This is a genomic window from Streptomyces sp. UF-297, from assembly GCF_058245575.1.
The window spans coordinates 20,802-41,533 of the sequence record NZ_JBSIBZ010000024.1; the positions used below are offsets into that span (position 1 = coordinate 20,802).

The window sequence follows — 20,732 nt, forward strand, 5'->3', positions numbered from 1 at the left end:
AGGGTGACATGAAAGATCACGAGCCGACGCCCAGAAGGTGGGCGAGGTATTGCAGGAAGGGCGCCAGCCCCTGCGCACTCTGCTCGGAGCCCGCCGCGCTCGCCGGGGAGGGGGCGGCTATGAGAGTGAGCAGGGCCGCGAAGGAGACGACGGGCAGGGCCAGCGCCCACCACGGCAGCCGCGTCCCCAAGCCTCGGGGCCTGTCGCCGGAGGGTCGGCCGGGGGCGGCGGGCATGAAGATCGCCTCCATGAGGTCTCGAAGGGCGACGCGGCCGCGCTCGGCGGCCGCGTCCACCGCAGCGGCGCGGTGTACTTCGAACCTACGGATCTTCGGCGGCCCTTCCCACCCGGGAGACCACCTACTTCACCCTGAGCCTTACCCCCTAGGGGATGGTGGGGTTAACCCCACCACCGCGCCGCGGAGCCGTAGTTACGGGGCGGACCGGCGCGCCGGCAGATCGCCCGGCGCGCTGACGGACCGGCAGTCCGGCGCCCCCAGCGGTCAGGCGCTCACGGCGACGCGAGGGTAGCGATGATGGCGATGATCACGGTCACTCCCAGCATCGCGCCCAGCACGATGAGGAGCTTCTTCTGACCGCCCTGCGGATTCGGTTCGAGCACTGGCATGCGCCCAGTGTCGCACCCTCCCCTAGCCGTCGATCCGGCGGTCCCGCCCGGCCAGCACACCGGCCACGATCTGCGGCACCAGCAGCCCGGCGATCATCATCGTCGGCAGCCCCCAGCCGCCGCTGTGGTCGTAGAGCACCCCGACCAGCAGCGGCCCGGGGATGGAGATCAGATAGCCCACGCTCTGGACGAAGGCGGAGAGCTTGACGACACCGGCCGAGCTGCCGGCCCGCATCCCGATCATCGTCAGGGCCAGCGGGAAGGCGCAGTTGGAGATGCCGAGCAGGACCGCCCAGGCCCAGGCGCCGGCCGCGGGGGCCAGCCACAGCCCGGTGTAGCCGGCCAGCCCGCACACGCCCAGGGCCACGGCCAGCGGCCCCTGGTGGCGCATCCGCGCGGCCAGCCGCGGCAGCACGAAGGAGATCGGTACGCCCATCGCCATCGTGACGGCGGTCAGCACCCCCGCGGTCCCCGCCGAGACATCGGCGTCGCGGAACATCTGCGGCAGCCAGCCCATGGTGATGTACGCGCCGGTGGCCTGCAGGCCGAAGAAGAACGCCAGCGCCCAGGCGATCGGCGACCTGGTGATGCGGATGACGGGCTGCTCCCCGGCGCCCGCCGCCGCGGGTCCCGCGGCCCCCGCCGCGCCGTGGCGGTGCCGCAGCACCGCCAGCCAGGGCAGCACGGCGACAGCCGCCAGCGCCGCCCACACCGTCAGCCCCGCCTGCCAACTGCCGCCCAGCGCACCGGTGATGGGCACGGTGAGCGCCGAGGCCAGCGAGGTGCCCAGGGCCAGCGCCATGGAGTACAGGCCCGTCATGGACCCGACGCGGTCCGGGAACCAAGTCTTGATCACCACCGGCATCAGCACATTGCTCACCGCTATGCCCGCCAGCGCCAGGGCACTGGCGGCCAGGAACCCTGCGGTCCCGCCCGTGAAGGGGCGCACCACCAGGCCCACGGCTATCGCGGCCATGCCGGCGCAGACGATCGCGCCGGAGCCCCAGCGCTTGGCGAGCCGGGGCGCCGCGATGCCGAAGACGGCGAAGCACAGGGCGGGTACGGAGGTCAGCAGCCCGGCGACGGACGCGCTCATCTCCAGGCCCGCGCGGACCTCCTTCATCAGCGAGCCGAGGCTGGTGATGGCGGGGCGGAGGTTGAGGGCGGCCAGCACGATTCCGACGATCACGATCCGCGGCAGCCAGCGGGATACCGCGGCGGCCCGCGCCGAGTCCGCCGGCACACCGGAGGAAGCGGCGGTGCGGGATGCCGCGCCACCGCGGGGCCCGGCGCCTGATTCGAGGGTCGCGAGGTCGTCGTCTGCCATGAAGGGCATCATAGAATCATGGGATGAATGGCTGTCCAGCTTCTTTCCGCTCGCTGCTTCGGCCCCCTCGTCGCGGTGGTGTGCCATGCCTTTGACCTCGCCCCGCCGCTCCGCCCTGGCCGACCAGGTCATCGCGCAGCTGCGCGCCCAGATCACCTCCGGCGAGTGGCCGGTCGGCACCCGCATCCCCACCGAGCCCGAGCTCGTCGAGCAGCTCGGCGTGGCCCGTAACACCATCCGCGAGGCCGTACGGGCGCTCGCGCACAACGGGCTGCTGGACATCCGGCAGGGCTGCGGCACCTTCGTCGTGGCCACCAGCGAGCTGGCGGGGGTGATGCACCGCCGCTTCGCGGACGCCGATCCGCTGCACATCGCCGAGCTGCGCAGTGCGCTGGAGGCCGAGGCGGCCCGCCTGGCCGCCCGGCGCCGTACCGAAGCGGACCTCAAGCAGCTGGACGCGGCGCTGGACCGGCGCGAGCGCACCTGGGAGTCGGGGGACGCGGCGGCCTTCGTGGAGGCGGACGCGACGCTGCACATGACGGTGGTGGCGGCCTCGCACAACGGCGTACTGGCCGCGCTCTACGCGGACCTGGGCGGGGTGCTGCGCGACTTCCTGCGGGCCGATGTCGGCGACCAGCTGCGGCCCGAGGCGCACCAGGACCACGCGCGCCTGGTGGAGGCGATCCGCGCGGGCGACGCGGCGCGGGCCGCGGCCGAGGCGAGCGCGCATCCCTACGGCTGCCGGATCACCGCAGCGGACGGCGGCTGACGGGCCGCTGCCCGACCGCCACGACGATGAACCGCCCGGTCACCGCACGGAAGAACCGCCCGGTCACCGCGCCGCGGCGCGGCGCCTCAGCCCTGCGGGGAGTGGCTCACCCACAGTTCGGCTATCTCCTGCCAGCAGTGGCCGGTCAGCGTGACGTACTGGGCCGGGCCGACCGCGACCGGCCGGGTGTCCACGTCCGGGTCGTACCACCGGCGGCATTCGATGTGCAGCCGGACGTGGTCGTCGTAGCCGTTGGGGTTGTAGCAGGTGGCGGTGCCGGTACTGCCCGCCACGGAGGTGTTGCACCGCGCCTTGAGGGGCTCGTCCTGCGGAGCCGCCGCCGCGGGGACCGCGGCCAGGCAGGTCGCCACGAAAGCCGGGACGGCGAACGAGAGGACTGCTGTTCGGCGGCCGCGCCGCCACGGTATGCACGGTGTCGAGCGCACGCCGGTACCTCCTCCCCATGTGCGCCGGGAGTCTCCCGGCCCTCTCAGTGTGCGGTCGCGGTCCTGACCGCACGACCCGGGGAAGCAGCGATGCCCGCTCCGGCGTAGCGGAACGGGCATCGCGCGTGCGTTACGGGCGTCAGGCACCCATCATGTGCACGCCGCCGTCGACGTGGATGATCTCGCCGGTCGTCTTCGGGAAGAAGTCCGACAGCAGCGCGACGATGCCGCGGCCCGCGGGCTCCGGGTCGGCCATGTTCCACTCCAGCGGGGAGCGGGTGTTCCACACGTCCGCCAGCTCCGAGAAGCCGGGGATGGACTTGGCGGCCATCGAGCCGATGGGGCCGGCGGAGATGAGGTTGCAGCGGATGTTCCGCTTGCCCAGGTCGCGCGCCATGTAGCGGTTGGTGGCCTCCAGGGCGGCCTTGGCCGGGCCCATCCAGTCGTACTGCGGCCAGGCGAACTGCGCGTCGAAGGTCAGGCCGACCACCGAGCCGCCCTCCTCGGGCATCAGCGGCAACAGGGCCATGGTCAGCGACTTCAGGGAGAACGCCGAGACGTGCATGGCCGTGGCCACCGACTCGAAGGGTGTGTTCAGGAAGTTGCCGCCGAGCGCGTCCTGCGGGGCGAAACCGATGGAGTGGACGATGCCGTCCAGGCCGCCGAGCTCGTCGCGGACCAGGCCCTCCAGGCGGTCCAGGTGCTCCTGGTTGGAGACATCCAGCTCGATGACCTTGGCGGGCTTGGGCAGCTTCTTGGCGATGCGCTCGGTCAGGGTGGGCCGCGGGAAAGCGGTCAGGATGACCTCGGCGCCCTGCTCCTGCGCGACCTTGGCCGCGTGGAAGGCGATGGAGGACTCCATCAGCACACCCGTGATCAGGATGCGCTTGCCGGCGAGGATTCCGCTCGTGTTCGTCATCGTGCTCAGTGCCCCATGCCCAATCCGCCGTCGACGGGAATGACGGCTCCAGTGATGTACGCGGCCTCGTCGGAGGCCAGGAAGCGGACCGCGGAGGCGATCTCGTCGGGCTGCGCGTAGCGCGCCAGCGGTACCTGCTTCATGATGCTGTCCCGCTGCTCGTCGCTGAGCGCGCGGGTCATGTCGGTGTCGACGAAGCCGGGGGCGACGACGTTGACGGTGATGTTGCGGGAGCCCAGCTCGCGGGCGAGCGAGCGGGCGAAGCCGACCAGTCCGGCCTTGGAGGCGGCGTAGTTGGCCTGTCCCGCGGAGCCCAGCAGCCCCACGACGGAGGAGATCAGTACGACGCGGCCCTTACGGGCGCGCAGCATGGCGCGGTTGGCGCGCTTGACCACCCGGAAGGTGCCGGTGAGGTTCGTCTCCAGGACCGAGGTGAAGTCGTCCTCGGACATCCTCATCAGGAGCTGGTCGCGGGTGACGCCGGCGTTGGCCACCAGCACCTCGACCGCGCCCTGCTTCTCCTCGATCTCCTTGTACGCCCGCTCGACCTGCTCGGTGTCCGTGATGTCGCACTTCACAGCCAAAAAGCCCTCGGGGGGCTCTCCGGAGCGGTAGGTGATGGCGACCTTGTCGCCTGCCTCGGCGAAGGCGCGGGCGATGGCGAGGCCGATGCCGCGGTTGCCTCCGGTGACCAGAACCGAGCGGCTCAAGAGATCACCCTTTCCGTGTCCTGTCCGTCGTGTGTTCGCTACGAAACTAGCGGTCACCGGGCCCGTACGGAGAATCGGCCCCGAACAGGCGCGCACCTGAGACGCTGTCGGGTCCCTACAGAAAGTGTTGGGTCAGGGCTGTTTTGCAGGGCATGATTCAAGGCGCCTACCACGGGAGGACGCCTTGGCCGCTGTACCCGATTCACCGCAAAACGATCATATCGCCCACAGTGCTCCGGGCTCCGGGCAGCGAGATGTCGATGAGACCTTCCTCGCCCTGCCGCTGCGCGCGCTGGCCGACGCCGCGCTGGCGCGGGCCCGCGCGCTGGGCGCCGAGCACGCCGACTTCCGCTTCGAGCGGGTGCGCAGCGCCTCCTGGCGGCTGCGGGACGCCCGGCCCTCCGGCTCCTCGGACAGTACGGACCTGGGCTACGCGGTACGCGTGGTGCACGGCGGGGCCTGGGGCTTCGCCTCCGGCGTGGACCTGACCATGGACGCGGCGGCGCGGGTGGCCTCCCAGGCGGTGGCCATGGCCAAGCTCTCGGCGAAGGTCATCGAGGCCTCCGGCTCGAACGAGCGGGTGGAGCTGGCGCACGAGCCCGCGCACCCCGACCGGACCTGGGTCTCCTCCTACGACATCAACCCCTTCGAGGTCCCGGACGCGGACAAGAGCGCGCTGCTGGCGGAGTGGAGCGCCCGGCTGCTGGCCGCCCGGGACGTGGCCCATGTGGACGCCTCGCTGCTGACCGTGCAGGAGAACAAGTTCTACGCGGACACCGCCGGCACCGTCACCACCCAGCAGCGGGTGCGCCTGCACCCCGAGCTGACCGCGGTCGCGGTGGACGCCGGGACCGGCGAGTTCGACTCCATGCGCACCATCGCGCCGCCGGTCGGCCGCGGCTGGGAGTACCTCACCGACGGCCGCTACGACTGGGACGCCGAACTCGCCCAGATCCCCTCGCTCCTCGCCGAGAAGATGCGCGCCCCCAGCGTCGAGGCGGGCAGCTACGACCTGGTCGTGGACCCCTCCAACCTGTGGCTGACCATCCACGAGTCCATCGGCCACGCCACCGAGCTGGACCGGGCCCTGGGCTACGAAGCGGCCTACGCGGGCACCTCGTTCGCCACCTTCGACCAGCTCGGAAAGCTCAAGTACGGCTCGGCGCTGATGAATGTGACCGGTGACCGCACCGCCGAGCACGGCCTGGCGACGGTCGGCTACGACGACGAGGGCGTGGCGGCGCAGTCCTGGGACCTGGTCAAGGACGGCACCCTGGTCGGCTACCAACTCGACCGCCGCATCGCCCGGTTGACCGGCTTCGACCGCTCCAACGGCTGCGCCTACGCCGACTCCCCCGCCCACGTCCCCGTCCAGCGCATGGCCAACGTCTCCCTGCAGCCCGCCCCCGACGGCCCCTGCACCGAGGACCTGATCGCGGGCGTGGAACGCGGCATCTACGTCGTCGGCGACCGCTCGTGGTCGATCGATGTGCAGCGGTACAACTTTCAATTCACACAGCAGAGGGCATACCTCATCCGGTCCGGCCGCCTTTGCGGACAGCTCCGGGATGTCGCCTATCAGGGAATCACCCCCGAGTTCTGGGGGTCGATGGCGGCGGTCGGGGGGCCGCAGACGTATGTGCTGGGTGGTGCCTTCAATTGCGGGAAGGCGCAGCCGGGGCAGGTCGCGGCGGTGTCGCACGGCTGCCCGTCCGCCCTGTTCGAGGGCGTGAACATCCTCAACACCACGCAGGAGGCCGGTCGATGAGCCCGCGCAGCAGCAAGCCGTACGAGATCGTCGAGCGGGCGCTGGAGCTGTCGCGGGCCGACGGGTGTGTGGTGATCGCGGACGAGACCTCCACCGCCAATCTGCGCTGGGCGGGCAACGCGCTGACCACGAACGGCGTCACCCGGGGCCGTACGCTCACCGTCGTGGCGACCGTGGACGGCGCGGAGGGCACCGCTTCGGGCGTGGTCACCCGCGGCGCGGTCACCGCACAGGACCTGGAGCCGCTGGTACGGGCCGCCGAGGCGGCCGCGCGGGACGCCGGTCCGGCCGAGGACGCGCAGCGGCTGGTCTCCGGGGCCGAGGCCTCCCCCGATTTCACCGAGGCGCCCGCGGAGACGTCCTCGGAGGTCTTCGCGGCGTTCGCGCCGGCGCTGGGCGAGTCCTTCAAGCAGGCCCGCTCCGGGGGCCGCGAGCTGTACGGCTTCGCCAACCACGAGGTCACCTCCTCCTACCTGGGCACCTCCAGCGGGCTGCGGCTGCGGCACGACCAGCCCACCGGGACCCTGGAGCTGAACGCCAAGTCCCCCGACCGTACGCGCTCGGCCTGGGCGGGCAGGGCCACCCGCGACTTCAAGGACGTGGACCCGCAGGCCATGGACGCCGAGCTGGCCCAGCGGCTCGTCTGGGCGCAGCGCAAGATCGATCTTCCCGCAGGGCGGTACGAGACGCTGCTGCCGCCGAGCGCCGTCGCCGACCTGCTGGTCTACCAGCTGTGGTCGTCCTCGGCCCGGGACGCCGCCGAGGGCCGTACGGTCTTCTCCCGGCCGGGCGGCGGCACACGGCTGGGCGAGAAGCTCTCCGAGCTGCCGCTCACGCTGCGCAGCGACCCCCACGCGCCGGGCCTGGAGTGCGCGCCCTTCGTCCTGGCGCACTCCTCCGGCGGGGACGCGTCCGTCTTCGACAACGGGCTGCCGCTGGGCGCCACGGACTGGGTGCGCGAGGGACAGCTGGAGAACCTGGTCACCACGCGGCACTCCGCGGGCCTGACCGGGCTGCCGGTGGCGCCCGGCATCGACAACCTCCTTCTGGAGGCGGGGGGTTCGCGCTCCCTGGAGGAGATGGTGGCCGCCACCGACCACCGCGGACCCAGCCTGCTGCTGACGTGCCTGTGGTACATCCGCGAGGTGGACCCGGCGACGCTGCTGCTGACCGGGCTGACCCGGGACGGGGTGTATCTGGTGGAGAACGGCGAGGTCGTCGGCGAGGTGAACAACTTCCGCTTCAACGAGTCGCCGGTGGATCTGCTCTCGCGGGCCGTGGAGGCGGGCCGCAGCGAGCGCACCCTGCCGCGCGAGTGGAGCGACTATTTCACCCGGGCCGCCGCCCCCGCGCTGCGCATTCCGGACTTCAACATGAGCTCGGTCAGTCGCGGAGTGTGACCGGGGCGCCCCCCGGCAGCGCCGGGGGGCGAATAGAATCTCTGTCTGTCCTCCCGTTTCGGGAACAACGATCGATCAGGAACGCCATGACACGCCTCGGCGAATCCGTCGCCCGCGCCGCCACGCTTCTCTCCGCGGACCTCTCCTCGGACGCAGTCGTCCAGGAGCTGCTCAAGGAGACGGGCGCGCGGCGCTATCTCGACCTGACGGACCTGCCGGCCAAGGAGCAGGCCGAGTTGATCGCGGCGCGCACGGTGGAGGTTCTGCCGGGCGTGGACAAGCTCGCCGAGCGGATCGAGGAGCGCCGGGCCGCGGGCAAGGGCCTGCACATCAAGCTCGGCATCGACCCGACGGCCACCGATGTGCACCTCGGACACGCCGTACCGCTGATCATCCTCAGCCGGTTCCAGCGCCTGGGGCACGACGTCACGCTGATCATCGGTGACTTCACCGCCAAGATCGGCGACCCGTCGGGCCGTACGGCCGAGCGCCCGCCGCTGACCGACGACGACATCGCGCACAACCTCGCCAGCTACCGCGAGCAGGTCCGGCCCTTCTTCGACTTCGAGAAGGTCAGCTTCCGGCAGAACAGCGAGTGGCTGGCGCCGTACACCTTCCCCGAGCTGCTGGGCCTGCTCTCGCAGGTGCCGGTCTCGCAGCTGCTGCAGCGCGAGGACTTCCGCAACCGCCTCGCGGCGGGCTCCGGGCTGACGATGACGGAGCTGCTGTACCCCATCGCGCAGGGTCTGGACTCGGTGGCGCTGGAGTGCGATGTGGAGCTGGGCGGCGCCGACCAGCTGCTCAACCTCCAGATGGGCCGCAAGCTCATGGAGCTCAAGGGCCAGCAGCCGCAGCTGGTGGTCACCATGCCGCTCATCGAGGGCACGGACGGCACCGGCGCCAAGATGTCCAAGTCCAAGGGCAACTACGTGGGCCTGTCCGCCCCGGCCGACGACGTCTTCGGCAAGATCATGTCGGTTCCGGACCGCCTGATGGAGCCGTACCTCAAGGCGTGGACGGAGTGGACGGACGAGGAGATCGCCGGCGCTCTTGCCCGGATCGAGGCCAAGTCGCTGCACCCGATGGACCTAAAAAAGGTCCTCGCGGGTGAGGTCGTGACGGTGCTGTACGGCATCGAGGCGGCGATGGCGGCGCGGGCGGGCTTTGTCGCGCAGTTCTCCAAGAAGTCCTTCGCCGATGTCGGCACGCTGCCGGTGGTGGACGTCGCCGAGCACGGCGCCGAGACGGTGGCGAATGTGCTGACCAAGGTGCTGGAGTTCACGCCGAGCGCCTCGGCCGCCCGCCGTCTGGCCAAGCAGAACGCGCTGCGGCTGGTCGTCGAGGCCGAGGCGGGCCAGGAGACGGTGGTGCTCGCCGAGGCGGACGCCATCCGCCCGCTGGCCGAGCTGCTGGCCGAGAAGCTGGACGGGCGCGAGGGCGGTGCCTACCTCAAGGCCGGGCGCAAGCTCGCCCAGCTCGAGCGGTAGACGGACGCTGTGGGGGGGGGGGGGGGGGGGGGGGGCGCGCCGGCCGCCTCGGCGTACGGGATCAGCCGGCGGTACGGCCGTGCCCGTGGTCAGCCGACTTCCTTGTTGCCCCGGATGGCGACCCAGAGTCTGTCGCCCACGCCGACGACGACGATGGCGCCGATCAGCTGGAGCAGGTGGCGCGTCCAGTCGATGCCTTTGGTGTCGTGCACCCCGATGCCGGTGGCCAGCCAGTTGCCCAGGACGCTGCCCAGCATGCCGAAGATGACGGTCAGCCAGAGGGGGATCTGCTGCTTACCGGGGATGATGGCCTTCGCGATCAGACCCAGGATCAGACCGACGATGATTGCCCACAACCAACTCATGTCGCCTCCTCGTGCGGCGCGGTGCACATGGCCGTGCCCCGTCAGTGTCACTCCGGATCAGCTACGCCGCACGCCGGGCCGGACCGTACGCAGGACGCCGCAGCGGACCCGGCCACCGCGTATAGCGCCCCGGTCTCGAAGGCTGCGCAGGTGCGGCGTAACGTGGGAGCAGTCCGGAATCGGGGAGAATCCGGCACGACAAGCAGGTGGTGGAACGTGATGCGGAAGCAGAGCAGCGCCCAGGCCTTCCGGATCACCGGGGCCCGCCAGGGGCTGACCGAGGACGTGCGCGGGCGGCAGCGGCGCTATGTGATCTCGATGCTGATCCGGACGCTGGCCGTCGTTCTCACGGCCGTGCTCTGGAACATCGAGCGTCACGTCGCCATCGCCACATTGGTGCTGGGTGTGGCGTTGCCGTACATCTCGGTGGTGATCGCCAACGCCGGGCGGGAGAACGTCCCTTCACTCCCGTCGAGCTTCATCCCGGCGCCCTCGCGGCCGATGCTCAACCCCGGTGCTCCGTCCGGTCCCGCGGAATCCTTCTCGGAAGCACCCGGGCAGGACTCCGCCGATCAGCGGCGTGACCACAGCTGATCTCTTCGGGGTCCGCGAAGCTCAAGAAAAGCTCAGATCAATCATGTGGTTCCGGTGCACCGGGCCCACTCCCCCATGACATACTGCGTACGCGCTCCGCATCCCCCGTCGGAGCGACGGACCGACGCCGGGCGGCTCCCCCCGTGGCTGCCCGGCGTCGCCATGTCCGGGCGCGGGCGCTCCGGGCCCGGACGTAGGGTTGAGGCCGTGAACTCCCCTGATCTCTTTGCTTTCAACAGCTCCGGCGAGAGCGCCGACGAGGCCGTGATCTGCTCCGCCAAGGGCTGCCGTGCCGCTGCCGTGTGGGTGCTGGCGTGGAACAACCCCAAGCTGCACACCCCGGAGCGCCGCAAGACCTGGCTGGCGTGCGAGGAGCACCGCGAGCACCTGTCCAACTTCCTTGGTCTGCGCGGCTTTTTGAAGGACGTGGTCACGCTCCGGGAGTGGCAGGCCGGCGCCAACTGAGCGCCGCTCAGCCGCCGATCGCCGACATCGGGCGCTCGGGCTGGAGGAAGCTCGGGTCGTCCAGGCCCGAGCCCGCCTTCTTCCCCCACATCGCCAGCTTCCATATGCGGGCGATCTCGCTGTCCGGGGCGCCGGAGCGCAGGGCGGCGCGCAGGTCGGTCTCCTCGGTGGCGAACAGGCAGGTGCGGACCTGGCCGTCGGCCGTCAGGCGCGTACGGTCGCAGGCGCGGCAGAAGGGGCGGGTGACGGAGGCGATGACGCCCACGCGGTGCGGTCCGCCGTCCACGATCCAGCGCTCGGCGGGCGCGGAGCCCCGCTCGCCGCGGTCCTCTTCGGTGAGGGTGAAGCGGGTGCGCAGTGAGGCGAGGATGTCACCGGCGGTGATCATGCCATCGCGCTTCCAGCCGTGCTGGGCGTCCAGCGGCATCTGCTCGATGAAGCGCAGCTCGTAGTCGTTCTCGATGGCCCAGGCCAGCAGGTCGGGGGCCTCGTCGTCGTTGAGCCCCGGCATCAGGACGGTGTTGACCTTGACGGGGGTCAGGCCCGCGGACCGGGCGGCCTCGAGGCCGCGCAGGACGTCGGCGTGCCGCTTGCGGCGGGTCAGGGCCTGGAAGACATCGGGGCGCAGGGTGTCCAGGGAGACGTTGACGCGGTCCAGGCCCGCGGCGCGCAGGGCGGCGGCCGTGCGCTCCAGACCTATGCCGTTGGTGGTCAGGGACATCTGGGGGCGGGGCGTCAGCCCGGCGACCCGCTCGACGATGCCGGGCAGTCCGGGGCGCAGCAGCGGCTCGCCGCCGGTGAAGCGGACCTCGTCGACTCCCAGGTCGCTGACGGCGATACGGATGAGCCGGACGATTTCGTCGTCGGTGAGCAGATCGGGCTTGGCCAGCCATTGCAGGCCCTCTTCGGGCATGCAGTACGTACACCGCAGATTGCACCGGTCGGTGAGGGAAACGCGCAGGTCGGTGGCGACCCGACCGTAGGTGTCGATGAGCATGGCACGCCCTCCCCGCTTGCGGATCACTTCACTTCGAGCCTACGCGATGGCTCTGACAGCGAGCAGGAGTGGGAAGTCACCAGGCGGGGGGCGGGGGGGGGGGGGGGGGGGGGGGGGGGGGGGGCGATCTACGACGCGGCCGGGCCCTGTGCGTGCGGTGGGCGTCAGTGCGCTCCGGTGCCGGTGAGGGAGCGGACCTCCAGTTCGGCGTACTTCTTCACGTCCGGCTCCTCCTTGGACAGCAGGGAGCCCAGCCAGCCGAGCAGGAAGCCCAGCGGGATGGAGATCAGACCCGGGTTCTCCAGCGGGAAGAAGTGGAAGTCCACGCCGGGGAACATCGAGGTGGGCTTGCCGGAGACGACCGGTGAGAAGAGCACCAGCAGTACGGAGGAGGCCAGGCCGCCGTAGATGGACCACAGGGCGCCCTGGGTGGTGAAGCGCTTCCAGAACAGGCTGTAGAGGATGGTGGGGAGGTTGGCGGAGGCGGCGACCGCGAAGGCCAGGGCGACCAGTCCCGCGACGTTCAGTCCGCGGGCCAGCACGCCCAGCACGATGGCCACGGCACCGATGCCGACGGTGGCCCAGCGGGCCGCGCGGACCTCCTCCTTCTCCGTCGCCTTGCCCTTGCGGATGACATTGACGTAGATGTCGTGCGCGAAGGACGAGGAGGAGGCGAGGGTGAGCCCCGCGACGACCGCGAGGATGGTGGCGAAGGCGACGGCGGAGATGACCGCGAGCAGGATCGCGCCGCCGGTGGAGTCCGCGCCGCCGCCGATCTGCTGGGCGAGCATGGGGGCCGCGGTGTTGCCCGCCTTGTTGGAGGCGATGATGTCGGCCGGCTTGATCAGGGCCGCGGCGCCGAAGCCCAGCGCGATGGTCATCAGGTAGAAGACGCCGATGATGCCGATCGCCCAGTTCACGGACTTACGGGCGGCCTTGGCGGTGGGCACGGTGTAGAAGCGGATCAGGATGTGCGGCAGGCCTGCCGTGCCCAGGACGAGGGCGATGCCCAGCGAGATGAAGTCGAGCTTGGAGGTGGCGTTGGCGCCGTACTTCAGGCCCGGCTCCAGGAAGGCGGCGCCCTTGCCGCTGTTCTCGGCCGCGGCGCCCAGCAGGCTGGAGATGTTGAAGTTGAACTTCAGGGCCACCAGGAAGGTGATCAGCAGGGTGCCCGCGATCAGCAGGACGGCCTTGACCATCTGGACCCAGGTGGTGCCCTTCATGCCGCCGATGGACACGTACAGGATCATCACGATGCCGACCAGGACGACGACCAGGATCTTCCCGGCCTCGCTGGTGATGCCCAGCAGCAGGGTGACCAGGGCGCCGGCGCCGGCCATCTGCGCGAGCAGGTAGAAGATCGAGACGATGATGGTGGAGGTGCCCGCGGCGGTACGGACCGGGCGCTGGCGCATCCGGTAGGCGAGCACGTCGCCCATGGTGAACCGGCCGGAGTTGCGCAGGGGTTCGGCGACCAGGAGCAGGGCGACGAGCCAGGCGACGAGGAAGCCGATGGAGTACAGGAAGCCGTCGTAGCCGAACAGGGCGATGGCTCCGGCGATGCCGAGGAAGGAGGCGGCGGACATGTAGTCACCGGAGATGGCCAGGCCGTTCTGGAAGCCGGTGAACTGGCGGCCGCCGGCGTAGAAGTCCTCCGCGCCCTTGGTCTGCCGGCCGGCCCATACGGTGATGGCCAGGGTGGCGACGACGAAGAGGGCGAACAGGCTGATGATCAGCGGGCGGTGCTGGCCCGCCCCCTCGGCGGCGAGCTGGTACGCCTGAGGTGCGAGGTTCGTGCCGATGCTCATGCGTCGCCCTCCAGGCGGGACTTGATCGCCTCGGCCTTGGGGTCGAGCTTGGCGGCGGCGTGGCGGGAGTACCACCAGGCGATGAGGAAGGTCGTGACGAATTGGGCGATGCCCAGGATGAACGCGACGTTGACGTGGCCGAAGACCTTGGTGCCCATGAAGCCGCCCGCGTAGTTGGAGAGCAGGACGTACAGCAGGTACCAGAGGATGAAGGCGACGGTGAGCGGGAAGGCGAACGAGCGGTAGGAGCGGCGCAGTTCGCTGAACTCCGGGCTGGCCTGGACTTCTTCGAACGGGACGGCGCGGGACGGCCCCGGATCGGACGGCCCTGGTTCAGTGGGCGGTGCGGTGCTCACGGATTCTCCTGATACGTAGCGGCCGCGGCGGATCGCGGCGCGAAGTCAGTACGGCGGTAAAGCCCGGATAAGCGATGCGGATCACGCATCGTAGAGGGGTGCGAATCGTTCCGACAGGGGTGCGTTGGTTGAATTCCGCAGGAAACAAACAGGAAGCAGCGGCTCCAACCGCCACCGCGCCAGGGCCGGTTCGTTGAACCCGGTGTGAGTCCCCCGCCGTCCCTGCAGCCATCAGGGCCCGACCGACGCCCGTACGGGATCGTACGGCTGCCCGCTCCGATATCCGTGCGACCCGCCGTGCCGCGCCCCTGCTGCGCGGACCCCAGACGCTGGTACGGGCCCCGGGTGATGCTCCCGCCGCTCAGCATCGGCGCGCTGCGCCGGCCGCGCTGACCCGCGCGGCCCCCCCGTCAGCGCCGTACCAGGAAGCCAGAAAGGACGCATTCCGCTTGACGGGGCGTCATTCCGTCTCGATTCCGCGGCTTGTGCCAGGTTTTCTCCCAACTCCATTGATGTTCCACGCTGATCACGGATAACTTCACGTCCAATGCATCCGCCCGTACGCGCCCTGTGTACGGGCGGTCTCACGGATGATGTGGAGTACCCATGGCACATCCCCGCTCCAGACGCGCACGGGCGCTGGCCGTACCGGTCGGGCTGGCCCTGACCGCCTCCCTGGCCTTCCTGCCCGGCGCGGCCACCGCCGCCCCGGCAGCCGCGCAGGCCGCCGCCGTCTCCACGGACGGGCCGCTGCTGTCCTACGTCGTGAACACCACGCCGGGCAAGGCCACGGTCGGCAAGGTGAAGAAGGCGATATCCAAGGCCGGCGGCAAGGTGATCACTGCCCACGAGAAGATAGGCGTGATCGTCGTCCACTCGGCCAACCCCCAGTTCGCCACGGCCATCCGGGCCGTGAACGGCGTGCAGTCCGCGGGCGCTACCCGCACCGCGCCGCTGAAGGCGTCCGGCACCACGGACGTGGGCAAGCCGCAGAAGGTCGAGCGGCTGAGCGCGGCCAAGGCCGCCAAGGAGGCCCGCTCCGCCAAGGCCCTGGGCGAGGACAAGGAGCCGCTGGAGCCGCTGCAGTGGGACATCCCCGCCATCAAGGCCGACCAGGCCGCGAAGGTGAACCCGGGCAGCAAGAAGGTCACCGTCGCCGTGATCGACACCGGTGTGGACGACACCCACCCGGACCTCAAGGCGAACTTCTCCGCCAAGCAGTCGGCCAACTGTGTGGGCGGCGTGCCCGACACCTCGCCGGGCGCCTGGCGCCCCTACGACCCGGACGAGGACTACCACGGCACCCATGTCGCGGGCACCATCGCGGCCCCGCGCAACGGTGTCGGCGTGGCCGGTGTCGCCCCCGGCGCGAAGATATCCGCGATCAAGGTCAGCGACCCCAAGACGAGCCTGTTCTACGCCGAGAGCGTGGTCTGCGCCTTCGTCTTCGCCGCCGACCACGGCGCGCAGGTGACCAACAACAGCTACTACGTCGACCCGTGGATGTTCAACTGCAAGGACGACCTGGACCAGGGCGCCATAGTTGACGCCGTCGGCCGGGCCGCCAAGTACGCGCAGAACAAGGGCGTCGTGAACGTCGCCGCGGCCGGCAACTCCAACCTGGACCTGGCCGCCGACAAGCTCGTCGACAAGTCGAGCCCGAACGACACCAAGCCCGTCGAGCGCACCATCGACCCGAAGACCTGCTGGGACATTCCGACCCAGCTGCCGGGCACGGTCACGGTCGCCGCGAGTGGCGTGAAGAAGCTCAAGTCGTCCTACTCCAACTACGGCCGGAACGTCATCGACGTGGCGGCCCCGGGCGGCGACAGCGCGCAGGTCCCCGACCTGCCCGCCAAGAACGGCAACATCCTCTCGACGATGCCCGGTGGCGACTACGCCTACCTGGCGGGCACCTCGATGGCCTCGCCGCACGTCGCGGGCGTCGTCGCGCTGCTCAAGAGCACGCACCCCAAGTCCAGCCCGCAGGAAATCCAGTGGCTGCTGAAGATGCAGGCGGACAACCCCGGCTGCTCGGCCGCCGACAAGACCTGCACCGGCACGCCGCATGTCAACAGCCACTTCGGCTACGGCATCGTGGACGCGCTGGACGCGGTCCAGTAAAGGGCTCCCTCAGGGCTCAACGTCCTTGACGGGCCGGGCGGTTGCCGGTGTTCACCGGCCGCCCGGCCCGTCGCCGTACGGGGGGGCCGCTGCCGACCGGGGCCGTGCCGTGCGCGGCCCGCGTCAGGCCGGGGCGTCTCCCGTACGCGCCGGGCGCCACGCCAGGTCCCGGCCCAGGTACGCGGCGAGCCGGTCGGCGCCGCACGCCTGCTGTCCCGCCGCCCGCTCCGGTGCGAAGGAGCCGCCCTCGGCCCGCGGCGCCGCGCCGTACATCTGCCGTGCCGCCGCCAGGACGTCCTGCGCGGCCCCGGCCGCCAGGTCGGTGGGCGCGCCCAGCGCGCGGGCCAGGTCCCAGCCGTGCGCGAGGAGTTCGATCGCCGCCTGCTGGAGGAACATCGCGCCGGGTGCCTCGTACGGGCCGTAGGTGCGCTCCAGCACCCCGCTGTCGCGGAAGGCGGTCAGGACCTCGTGCGCGGAGCGCGCGAAGGCCGCGGCGTGGTCGCTGCCCAGGTGGTCGGCGTCCGGGTCGGTGCGCGGTGCGCCCCGGGCGATCGAGGTGATCATCAGGTTCTCCCAGACCAGGTGGCCGATCAGCTGCCGTACGTCCCAATCGGCGCACGGCGTCGGCCGGTCCAGGGCGGCGGCCGGTACGGACGCCACCAGTGCGGCGATCTCCCCGGCCACGGTCTCGTACAGCTGAAGGGCCCGGGCGGGGTCCGCCGCCGCGAACGCCTCGCGCCCTACGGGCACACCGCCCGGCTCGCGGTGGGCGCGCAGCGCGGCGGCCATCCAGGCGCCCGCGCGGTCCCAACGGGGCGGCGCGGGGCGCCCCGTGGCCGTGGACAGCAGCCGCCAGTAGCGCTCCACGTGCGGTTCGGCGGCCGTCTCCAGCTGGTGGAGCAGCCGTCGGCGCGCCGGTGCGCCGTCCTTCGCGGGCGGGTCGGGGGTGTGGGCCTGGGTGGGGATCCAGGCGGCGACGACCTCGGCGACGACCTTTTCGGCGGCGGGCGAGTCCGCTGCTGTGCCGGCCGCGAGCGCCTCCTCGGCGCGTTCGCGCATCAGCTCCGCCACCCTTATCGCGTCCTGTTCGGCGCCCGGTGGCCCATCACGCGGTGTCACCCGTGCGCTGAATTCGGCCAACCGGCGCAGTGCGGCGTGCAGTTCGGGGTCCTGGAGGCACTCGACGAGTTCGATCCAGGCGCCGATCTGCCCGGGGGTGGGCTCGGGCGGCAGGTCGGGGGCGGCGGCCAGCAGACCGGCGCGGTAGGCCGGGGCGTCCACCCCCGCCAGGGCCTCGTCGAGGCATTCCTCGACGATGCGGCGCCGTTCGGCGGCCGAGAGCCGCGCCAGCTTGTTCATGTCGGGCAGTTCCTCTGCTGTGGCGCCCCGCGCGGCCACCGAGCGCAGTACGGCGCGCTGCAGCTGAAGGGTGCGGATCTGCGCGTCCAGCGCGTCCGCCCAGTGTTCGGCTATCTGCGCGACGGTGCGCTCGCGGCGCACCACGGCCCGGATCGCCGCCGTACCGATGCCCAGGTCGCGCAGGGTGCGCACGATCTCCAGGCGGGCGGGGGCGTCGGGGCCGTAGAGCCGGTAGCCCGCGGGGGTACGGGCGGCGGGCGGCAGCAGTCCCTGGTCCGACCAGTTCCTGACCGTCTTGACCGATGTGCCGGTCAGGCGGGCCAGTTCCCCGATCGTCAGCAGGTCCGTGCCGTCCTCGTTCATGCCGTCCACTGTCGGGTCTCCCCCCGTGGGAGACTCAAGCCGGCCACCGTTTCCCTCCGGCGCGGGGGCCGTCAGACGGTGGTACGCACCTCACCGTACGCCCGCCGCGGCCGTCCCACGCGCCCGGGACCGGCGCGGTCGTACGCCCGCCGCACCCCCTCGGCCAGCGCGCACTGCGCCGCCGTATAGGTCAGCATGATCCAGAACTGCGGGACGGGCGGCTGCGGCCAGTGGGCGATACCGGTCGCGATGAGGGTGTCGGAGAGCAGGAACAGCAGTCCGCCGAGCGCGGCCGGCGGGCCCAGGCGCAGCGCGCCGTACGCCATCGCCGTGAGCAGCAGGCTGTACGCCCCCACCGGCACCCGCATGCCCGCTTCCAGGTCCGGCCACAGCAGCGCGACGGTGCCCAGCCAGGCCAGGCCGTACGCGGCGCCGAGCGCGCCCGTCACCCGGCGGCCGGCCGGATACGCGCCGCGCCGGGCGAACAGCAGCAGGTAGCAGAGGTGGCCCAGCGCGAAGGACCCCATCCCCGCCAGGAAGGCCGCCTCCCCGCCGATCTGGAGCAGGGTGTCTCCCCCGCAGCCGAACAGCAGGGCCGCGACGAGCGGCGGCGGCCCGCCGCGCAGGAGGACGTACCCGGCCAGCACCGGCATCAGCGCGGGCTTGGTGAGGTGGTGGACGCCCTCGGCCCCGGCGAGCAGCGCGCCGAGGTGGACGGCGGTCAGCACCGCGAAGGCGCCCAGGGCGATCCGGGCGCCGCGCTGACGCGTGCGGCTCACGCCACCGGCTCCTTGACCCGCCGCTTGCGGGCGCCGCGGGCCTGCTTGGCGGCCTTGGCCTGCGTGGCCCTGCCGTCCGCCCCGGTCCCGTACGCAGGCTTCCCGGCCTTTCCGGCCTGCTCGGCACGGCTCGCGGCCGGCTGCCAGCCCGGCCCGCCGAAGACCCGCCCGGCGCGCTCCCGCCAGCTGCGGGCCGCCCGGATGTCGCGCGCGATGGCGGCGTATTCGTGCGTGGCGACCCGCAGGGGGTTGAAGGTGTCGATGTTCTTGGTGAGGCCGTAGACCGGGCGCTCGGTCTCCGGCACCCACGACCCGAACATCCGGTCCCAAATGATCAGGATCCCGCCGAAGTTGCGGTCCAGATAGCCGCCCTGCGAGGCGTGGTGCACCCGGTGGTGCGAGGGGGTGTTGAAGACGAACTCCAGCGGCCCGGGCAGCTTTCCGACGCGCTCGGTGTGCACCCAGAACTGGTAGACCAGGTTCGCCGACGAGCAGAAGGCGACCGCCGCCGGGTGCACCCCCAGCGCGACCATCGGCACGTAGAACGGCCACACCGTCCAGGTCGTCCAGGGCTGGCGCAGCGCCGTGGTGAAGTTGAACTTCTTGCTGGAGTGGTGCACGACGTGGCACGCCCACAGGATGCGTACGACGTGGTGCCCGCGGTGCGACCAGTAGTAGAAGAAGTCCTGTGCCAGCAGCATCAGGATCAGCGTCCACCACAGCACGGGCACCCGCAGCGGGGTGAGTTCGTAGACCGCGGCGTAGATGGCCACGATCGGGATCTTCCACAGCGCGTCGAAGACGAGGCTTCCCAGCCCCATCCCGATGCTCGTCGCCGCGTCCTTGGCCTGATAGCCCGCCGCCTCCTCGTCCGGGTGCAGGCGGTAACTGACCATCTCGATGACCGTGAGCAGGACGAAGGCGGGTACGGACCACAGAACTACGTCGGGCAGGTGCGGCATGTTCGCAACATAAGGCCGCACCCGTGGCCACGGCTAGAGGTCGTTACTGACAAGTATGTAAGACAGGCTGTCAGTTGGGGCGTCTCACGCCAGCAGGTGCGTCCTGCGCCACATGGCACGGACCGCGCGCCCCTGGATCACGCCCGTCTCGGTGAAGAAGGCGACGACGCGCTCGGCGCTGCGCCGCAGGATCAGACGGCGGTGCGGGCTCTGCCGGGCGGCCCGGCGCGCCACCCCCGGGTCGAGCCCCACGTCCGCGTAGACGCGCGGATTGTTCAGGGTGCGCATGGCGGCGAGGATGACCTCGGCCGTCACCAGGCGCACCACCTCGCGCTCCCAGCGCGGGGCCCTGGCCATCCTGCGGCGCAGCTCCTCGCGGGCGTAGCGCACATGCCGGGCCTCTTCGATGACGTGGATGCGGGTGGCGCCGCGCAGCAGGGGCTGGACGCGTTCGTCGGGGAAGGTCAGCCGCTGGTTCCAGTCCAGGATCTCCTCGACGCACAGCGCCGCGGCGAAGGTGACCGCCGGGGTGCTGACGGTCTTCAGCAGGCGGCCGAGGTGGTGGTCGACGAAGCCCGGGGTTCGCGGGCGCTTGGAGCTTGTCGACCACGCGCGCGAACATCATGGAGTGCCGGCACTCGTCGGCGATCCCGGTGAGCGCGTAGCGCACATGGGCGCTGGTGAGGTCCTGGTCGTAGCTGTGGCGTACGAGCAGTTGCGTCAGGATCGTCTCGAACCAGACGCCGGAGGCGGCGACCAGGGCGGCCTCGTGGCGCGAGAGGTCGAACCGCTGCCGCCGGCTCATCCGCTCCCACAGCGGGGTGCCGTACAGGGAGCACAGCTCGGGCGGGGTGAACCACTTGCCCTCCTCCCACGGTACGTCCCAGTCCAGTTCGGTGTCCGGGTCGCAGGAGTGCCGGGCCGAGGCGTCCAACAGGCGCTCGGCCGTCCGCTCGCGCTCGCGCAGCGCGCCGAGGGAGTCGCTCGGCCGGGCGGCGGGCACGGGGGGCGTTCGCACGGTTCATCTCTGGCTTACCTCCGGGCACTTGAGGGCGTTACCCGCGGTCACCCCTTATGGGACTCTCCGTCAGCAAGCCGGTCAAGCCC

The 20,732-nt window shown here is 71.2% G+C and carries 20 protein-coding genes and 1 pseudogene; 7 read left to right on the forward strand and 14 right to left on the reverse strand.

Annotated elements, in window-relative coordinates; all coding sequences use genetic code 11:
* Nucleotides 1-16: 16 nt before the first annotated feature.
* The 3 genes from AC4IJH_RS16440 to AC4IJH_RS16450 all read right to left on the reverse strand — a co-directional run bounded on the left by AC4IJH_RS16440 (nt 17) and on the right by AC4IJH_RS16450 (nt 1,954).
* Complete coding sequence (locus AC4IJH_RS16440) at nt 17-235, reverse strand: hypothetical protein (protein ID WP_490852450.1); 219 nt, start codon at nt 233-235, stop codon at nt 17-19.
* Nucleotides 236-510: 275 nt separating this feature from the next.
* On the reverse strand, nt 511-627 hold the full coding sequence (locus AC4IJH_RS16445; RefSeq protein ID WP_490852451.1) for an SGM_5486 family transporter-associated protein: 117 nt from the start codon (nt 625-627) through the stop codon (nt 511-513).
* Between the two features lie 22 nt (nt 628-649).
* Complete coding sequence (locus AC4IJH_RS16450; RefSeq protein ID WP_490852452.1) at nt 650-1,954, reverse strand: CynX/NimT family MFS transporter; 1,305 nt, start codon at nt 1,952-1,954, stop codon at nt 650-652.
* A gap of 85 nt (nt 1,955-2,039) precedes the next feature.
* On the opposite strand from AC4IJH_RS16450, the gene AC4IJH_RS16455 reads away from it, so the two are divergent.
* The gene (locus AC4IJH_RS16455) at nt 2,040-2,723 is read left to right on the forward strand and encodes a FadR/GntR family transcriptional regulator (RefSeq protein WP_490852453.1); all 684 of its coding nucleotides are present in this window, start codon (nt 2,040-2,042) and stop codon (nt 2,721-2,723) included.
* 86 nt (nt 2,724-2,809) lie between these two features.
* Here AC4IJH_RS16455 and AC4IJH_RS16460 read toward each other — a convergent pair whose 3' ends face one another.
* The 3 genes from AC4IJH_RS16460 to fabG all read right to left on the reverse strand — a co-directional run bounded on the left by AC4IJH_RS16460 (nt 2,810) and on the right by fabG (nt 4,798).
* On the reverse strand, nt 2,810-3,169 hold the full coding sequence (locus tag AC4IJH_RS16460; protein WP_490852454.1) for a hypothetical protein: 360 nt from the start codon (nt 3,167-3,169) through the stop codon (nt 2,810-2,812).
* Between the two features lie 139 nt (nt 3,170-3,308).
* Nucleotides 3,309-4,088 (reverse strand): enoyl-ACP reductase FabI, encoded by a 780-nt coding sequence (fabI, locus tag AC4IJH_RS16465; RefSeq protein ID WP_490852455.1) that lies wholly within the window; start codon nt 4,086-4,088, stop codon nt 3,309-3,311.
* Between the two features lie 5 nt (nt 4,089-4,093).
* Complete coding sequence (fabG, locus tag AC4IJH_RS16470; RefSeq protein ID WP_490852456.1) at nt 4,094-4,798, reverse strand: 3-oxoacyl-[acyl-carrier-protein] reductase; 705 nt, start codon at nt 4,796-4,798, stop codon at nt 4,094-4,096.
* Nucleotides 4,799-5,018: 220 nt separating this feature from the next.
* On the opposite strand from fabG, the gene AC4IJH_RS16475 reads away from it, so the two are divergent.
* The 3 genes from AC4IJH_RS16475 (at nt 5,019) to tyrS (ending at nt 9,453) form a co-directional block, all read left to right on the forward strand.
* Nucleotides 5,019-6,566 carry a TldD/PmbA family protein gene (locus tag AC4IJH_RS16475; RefSeq protein ID WP_490852529.1) on the forward strand — a complete coding sequence of 516 codons (1,548 nt, stop codon included), beginning with the start codon at nt 5,019-5,021 and terminating at the stop codon, nt 6,564-6,566.
* A complete protein-coding gene (locus AC4IJH_RS16480) occupies nt 6,563-7,966 on the forward strand; it encodes a metallopeptidase TldD-related protein (protein ID WP_490852457.1) in 1,404 nt (467 codons plus the stop codon). Before AC4IJH_RS16475 ends, AC4IJH_RS16480 begins: the two co-directional genes overlap by 4 nt.
* Before the next feature lie 86 nt (nt 7,967-8,052).
* Nucleotides 8,053-9,453 (forward strand): tyrosine--tRNA ligase, encoded by a 1,401-nt coding sequence (gene tyrS / locus AC4IJH_RS16485; RefSeq protein ID WP_490852458.1) that lies wholly within the window; start codon nt 8,053-8,055, stop codon nt 9,451-9,453.
* A gap of 89 nt (nt 9,454-9,542) precedes the next feature.
* Here tyrS and AC4IJH_RS16490 read toward each other — a convergent pair whose 3' ends face one another.
* The gene (locus AC4IJH_RS16490; protein ID WP_490852459.1) at nt 9,543-9,818 is read right to left on the reverse strand and encodes a GlsB/YeaQ/YmgE family stress response membrane protein; all 276 of its coding nucleotides are present in this window, start codon (nt 9,816-9,818) and stop codon (nt 9,543-9,545) included.
* A gap of 219 nt (nt 9,819-10,037) precedes the next feature.
* Here AC4IJH_RS16490 and AC4IJH_RS16495 point away from each other — a divergent pair, with 219 nt between their 5' ends.
* Both AC4IJH_RS16495 and AC4IJH_RS16500 read left to right on the forward strand, forming a co-directional pair.
* The gene (locus AC4IJH_RS16495; protein WP_490852460.1) at nt 10,038-10,412 is read left to right on the forward strand and encodes a DUF3099 domain-containing protein; all 375 of its coding nucleotides are present in this window, start codon (nt 10,038-10,040) and stop codon (nt 10,410-10,412) included.
* 207 nt (nt 10,413-10,619) lie between these two features.
* The gene (locus AC4IJH_RS16500; protein ID WP_490852461.1) at nt 10,620-10,877 is read left to right on the forward strand and encodes a hypothetical protein; all 258 of its coding nucleotides are present in this window, start codon (nt 10,620-10,622) and stop codon (nt 10,875-10,877) included.
* A gap of 7 nt (nt 10,878-10,884) precedes the next feature.
* On the opposite strand, the gene moaA is transcribed toward AC4IJH_RS16500, so the two are convergent.
* The 3 genes from moaA to AC4IJH_RS16515 form a co-directional block, all read right to left on the reverse strand.
* Nucleotides 10,885-11,874 carry a GTP 3',8-cyclase MoaA gene (gene moaA / locus AC4IJH_RS16505; RefSeq protein WP_490852462.1) on the reverse strand — a complete coding sequence of 330 codons (990 nt, stop codon included), beginning with the start codon at nt 11,872-11,874 and terminating at the stop codon, nt 10,885-10,887.
* A gap of 164 nt (nt 11,875-12,038) precedes the next feature.
* Nucleotides 12,039-13,682 (reverse strand): solute symporter family protein, encoded by a 1,644-nt coding sequence (locus tag AC4IJH_RS16510; RefSeq protein ID WP_490852463.1) that lies wholly within the window; start codon nt 13,680-13,682, stop codon nt 12,039-12,041.
* On the reverse strand, nt 13,679-14,038 hold the full coding sequence (locus tag AC4IJH_RS16515; RefSeq protein ID WP_490852464.1) for a DUF485 domain-containing protein: 360 nt from the start codon (nt 14,036-14,038) through the stop codon (nt 13,679-13,681). Before AC4IJH_RS16515 ends, AC4IJH_RS16510 begins: the two co-directional genes overlap by 4 nt.
* Before the next feature lie 606 nt (nt 14,039-14,644).
* Between AC4IJH_RS16515 and AC4IJH_RS16520 the strand changes: the two genes are divergently transcribed.
* Nucleotides 14,645-16,162, forward strand: coding sequence for a S8 family peptidase (locus AC4IJH_RS16520; RefSeq protein ID WP_490852465.1), 1,518 nt, complete (start codon nt 14,645-14,647; stop codon nt 16,160-16,162).
* Nucleotides 16,163-16,285: 123 nt separating this feature from the next.
* Here AC4IJH_RS16520 and AC4IJH_RS16525 read toward each other — a convergent pair whose 3' ends face one another.
* From AC4IJH_RS16525 to AC4IJH_RS16540, 4 genes and pseudogenes are all read right to left on the reverse strand, one after another.
* On the reverse strand, nt 16,286-17,884 hold the full coding sequence (locus AC4IJH_RS16525) for a TIGR03086 family metal-binding protein (RefSeq protein ID WP_490852466.1): 1,599 nt from the start codon (nt 17,882-17,884) through the stop codon (nt 16,286-16,288).
* 71 nt (nt 17,885-17,955) lie between these two features.
* On the reverse strand, nt 17,956-18,663 hold the full coding sequence (locus AC4IJH_RS16530; protein WP_490852467.1) for a lysoplasmalogenase: 708 nt from the start codon (nt 18,661-18,663) through the stop codon (nt 17,956-17,958).
* A complete protein-coding gene (locus AC4IJH_RS16535) occupies nt 18,660-19,625 on the reverse strand; it encodes a sterol desaturase family protein (RefSeq protein ID WP_490852468.1) in 966 nt (321 codons plus the stop codon). Before AC4IJH_RS16535 ends, AC4IJH_RS16530 begins: the two co-directional genes overlap by 4 nt.
* 84 nt (nt 19,626-19,709) lie before the next feature.
* Nucleotides 19,710-20,628: pseudogene (locus tag AC4IJH_RS16540) on the reverse strand (AurF N-oxygenase family protein).
* Between the last annotated feature and the right edge of the window lie 104 nt (nt 20,629-20,732).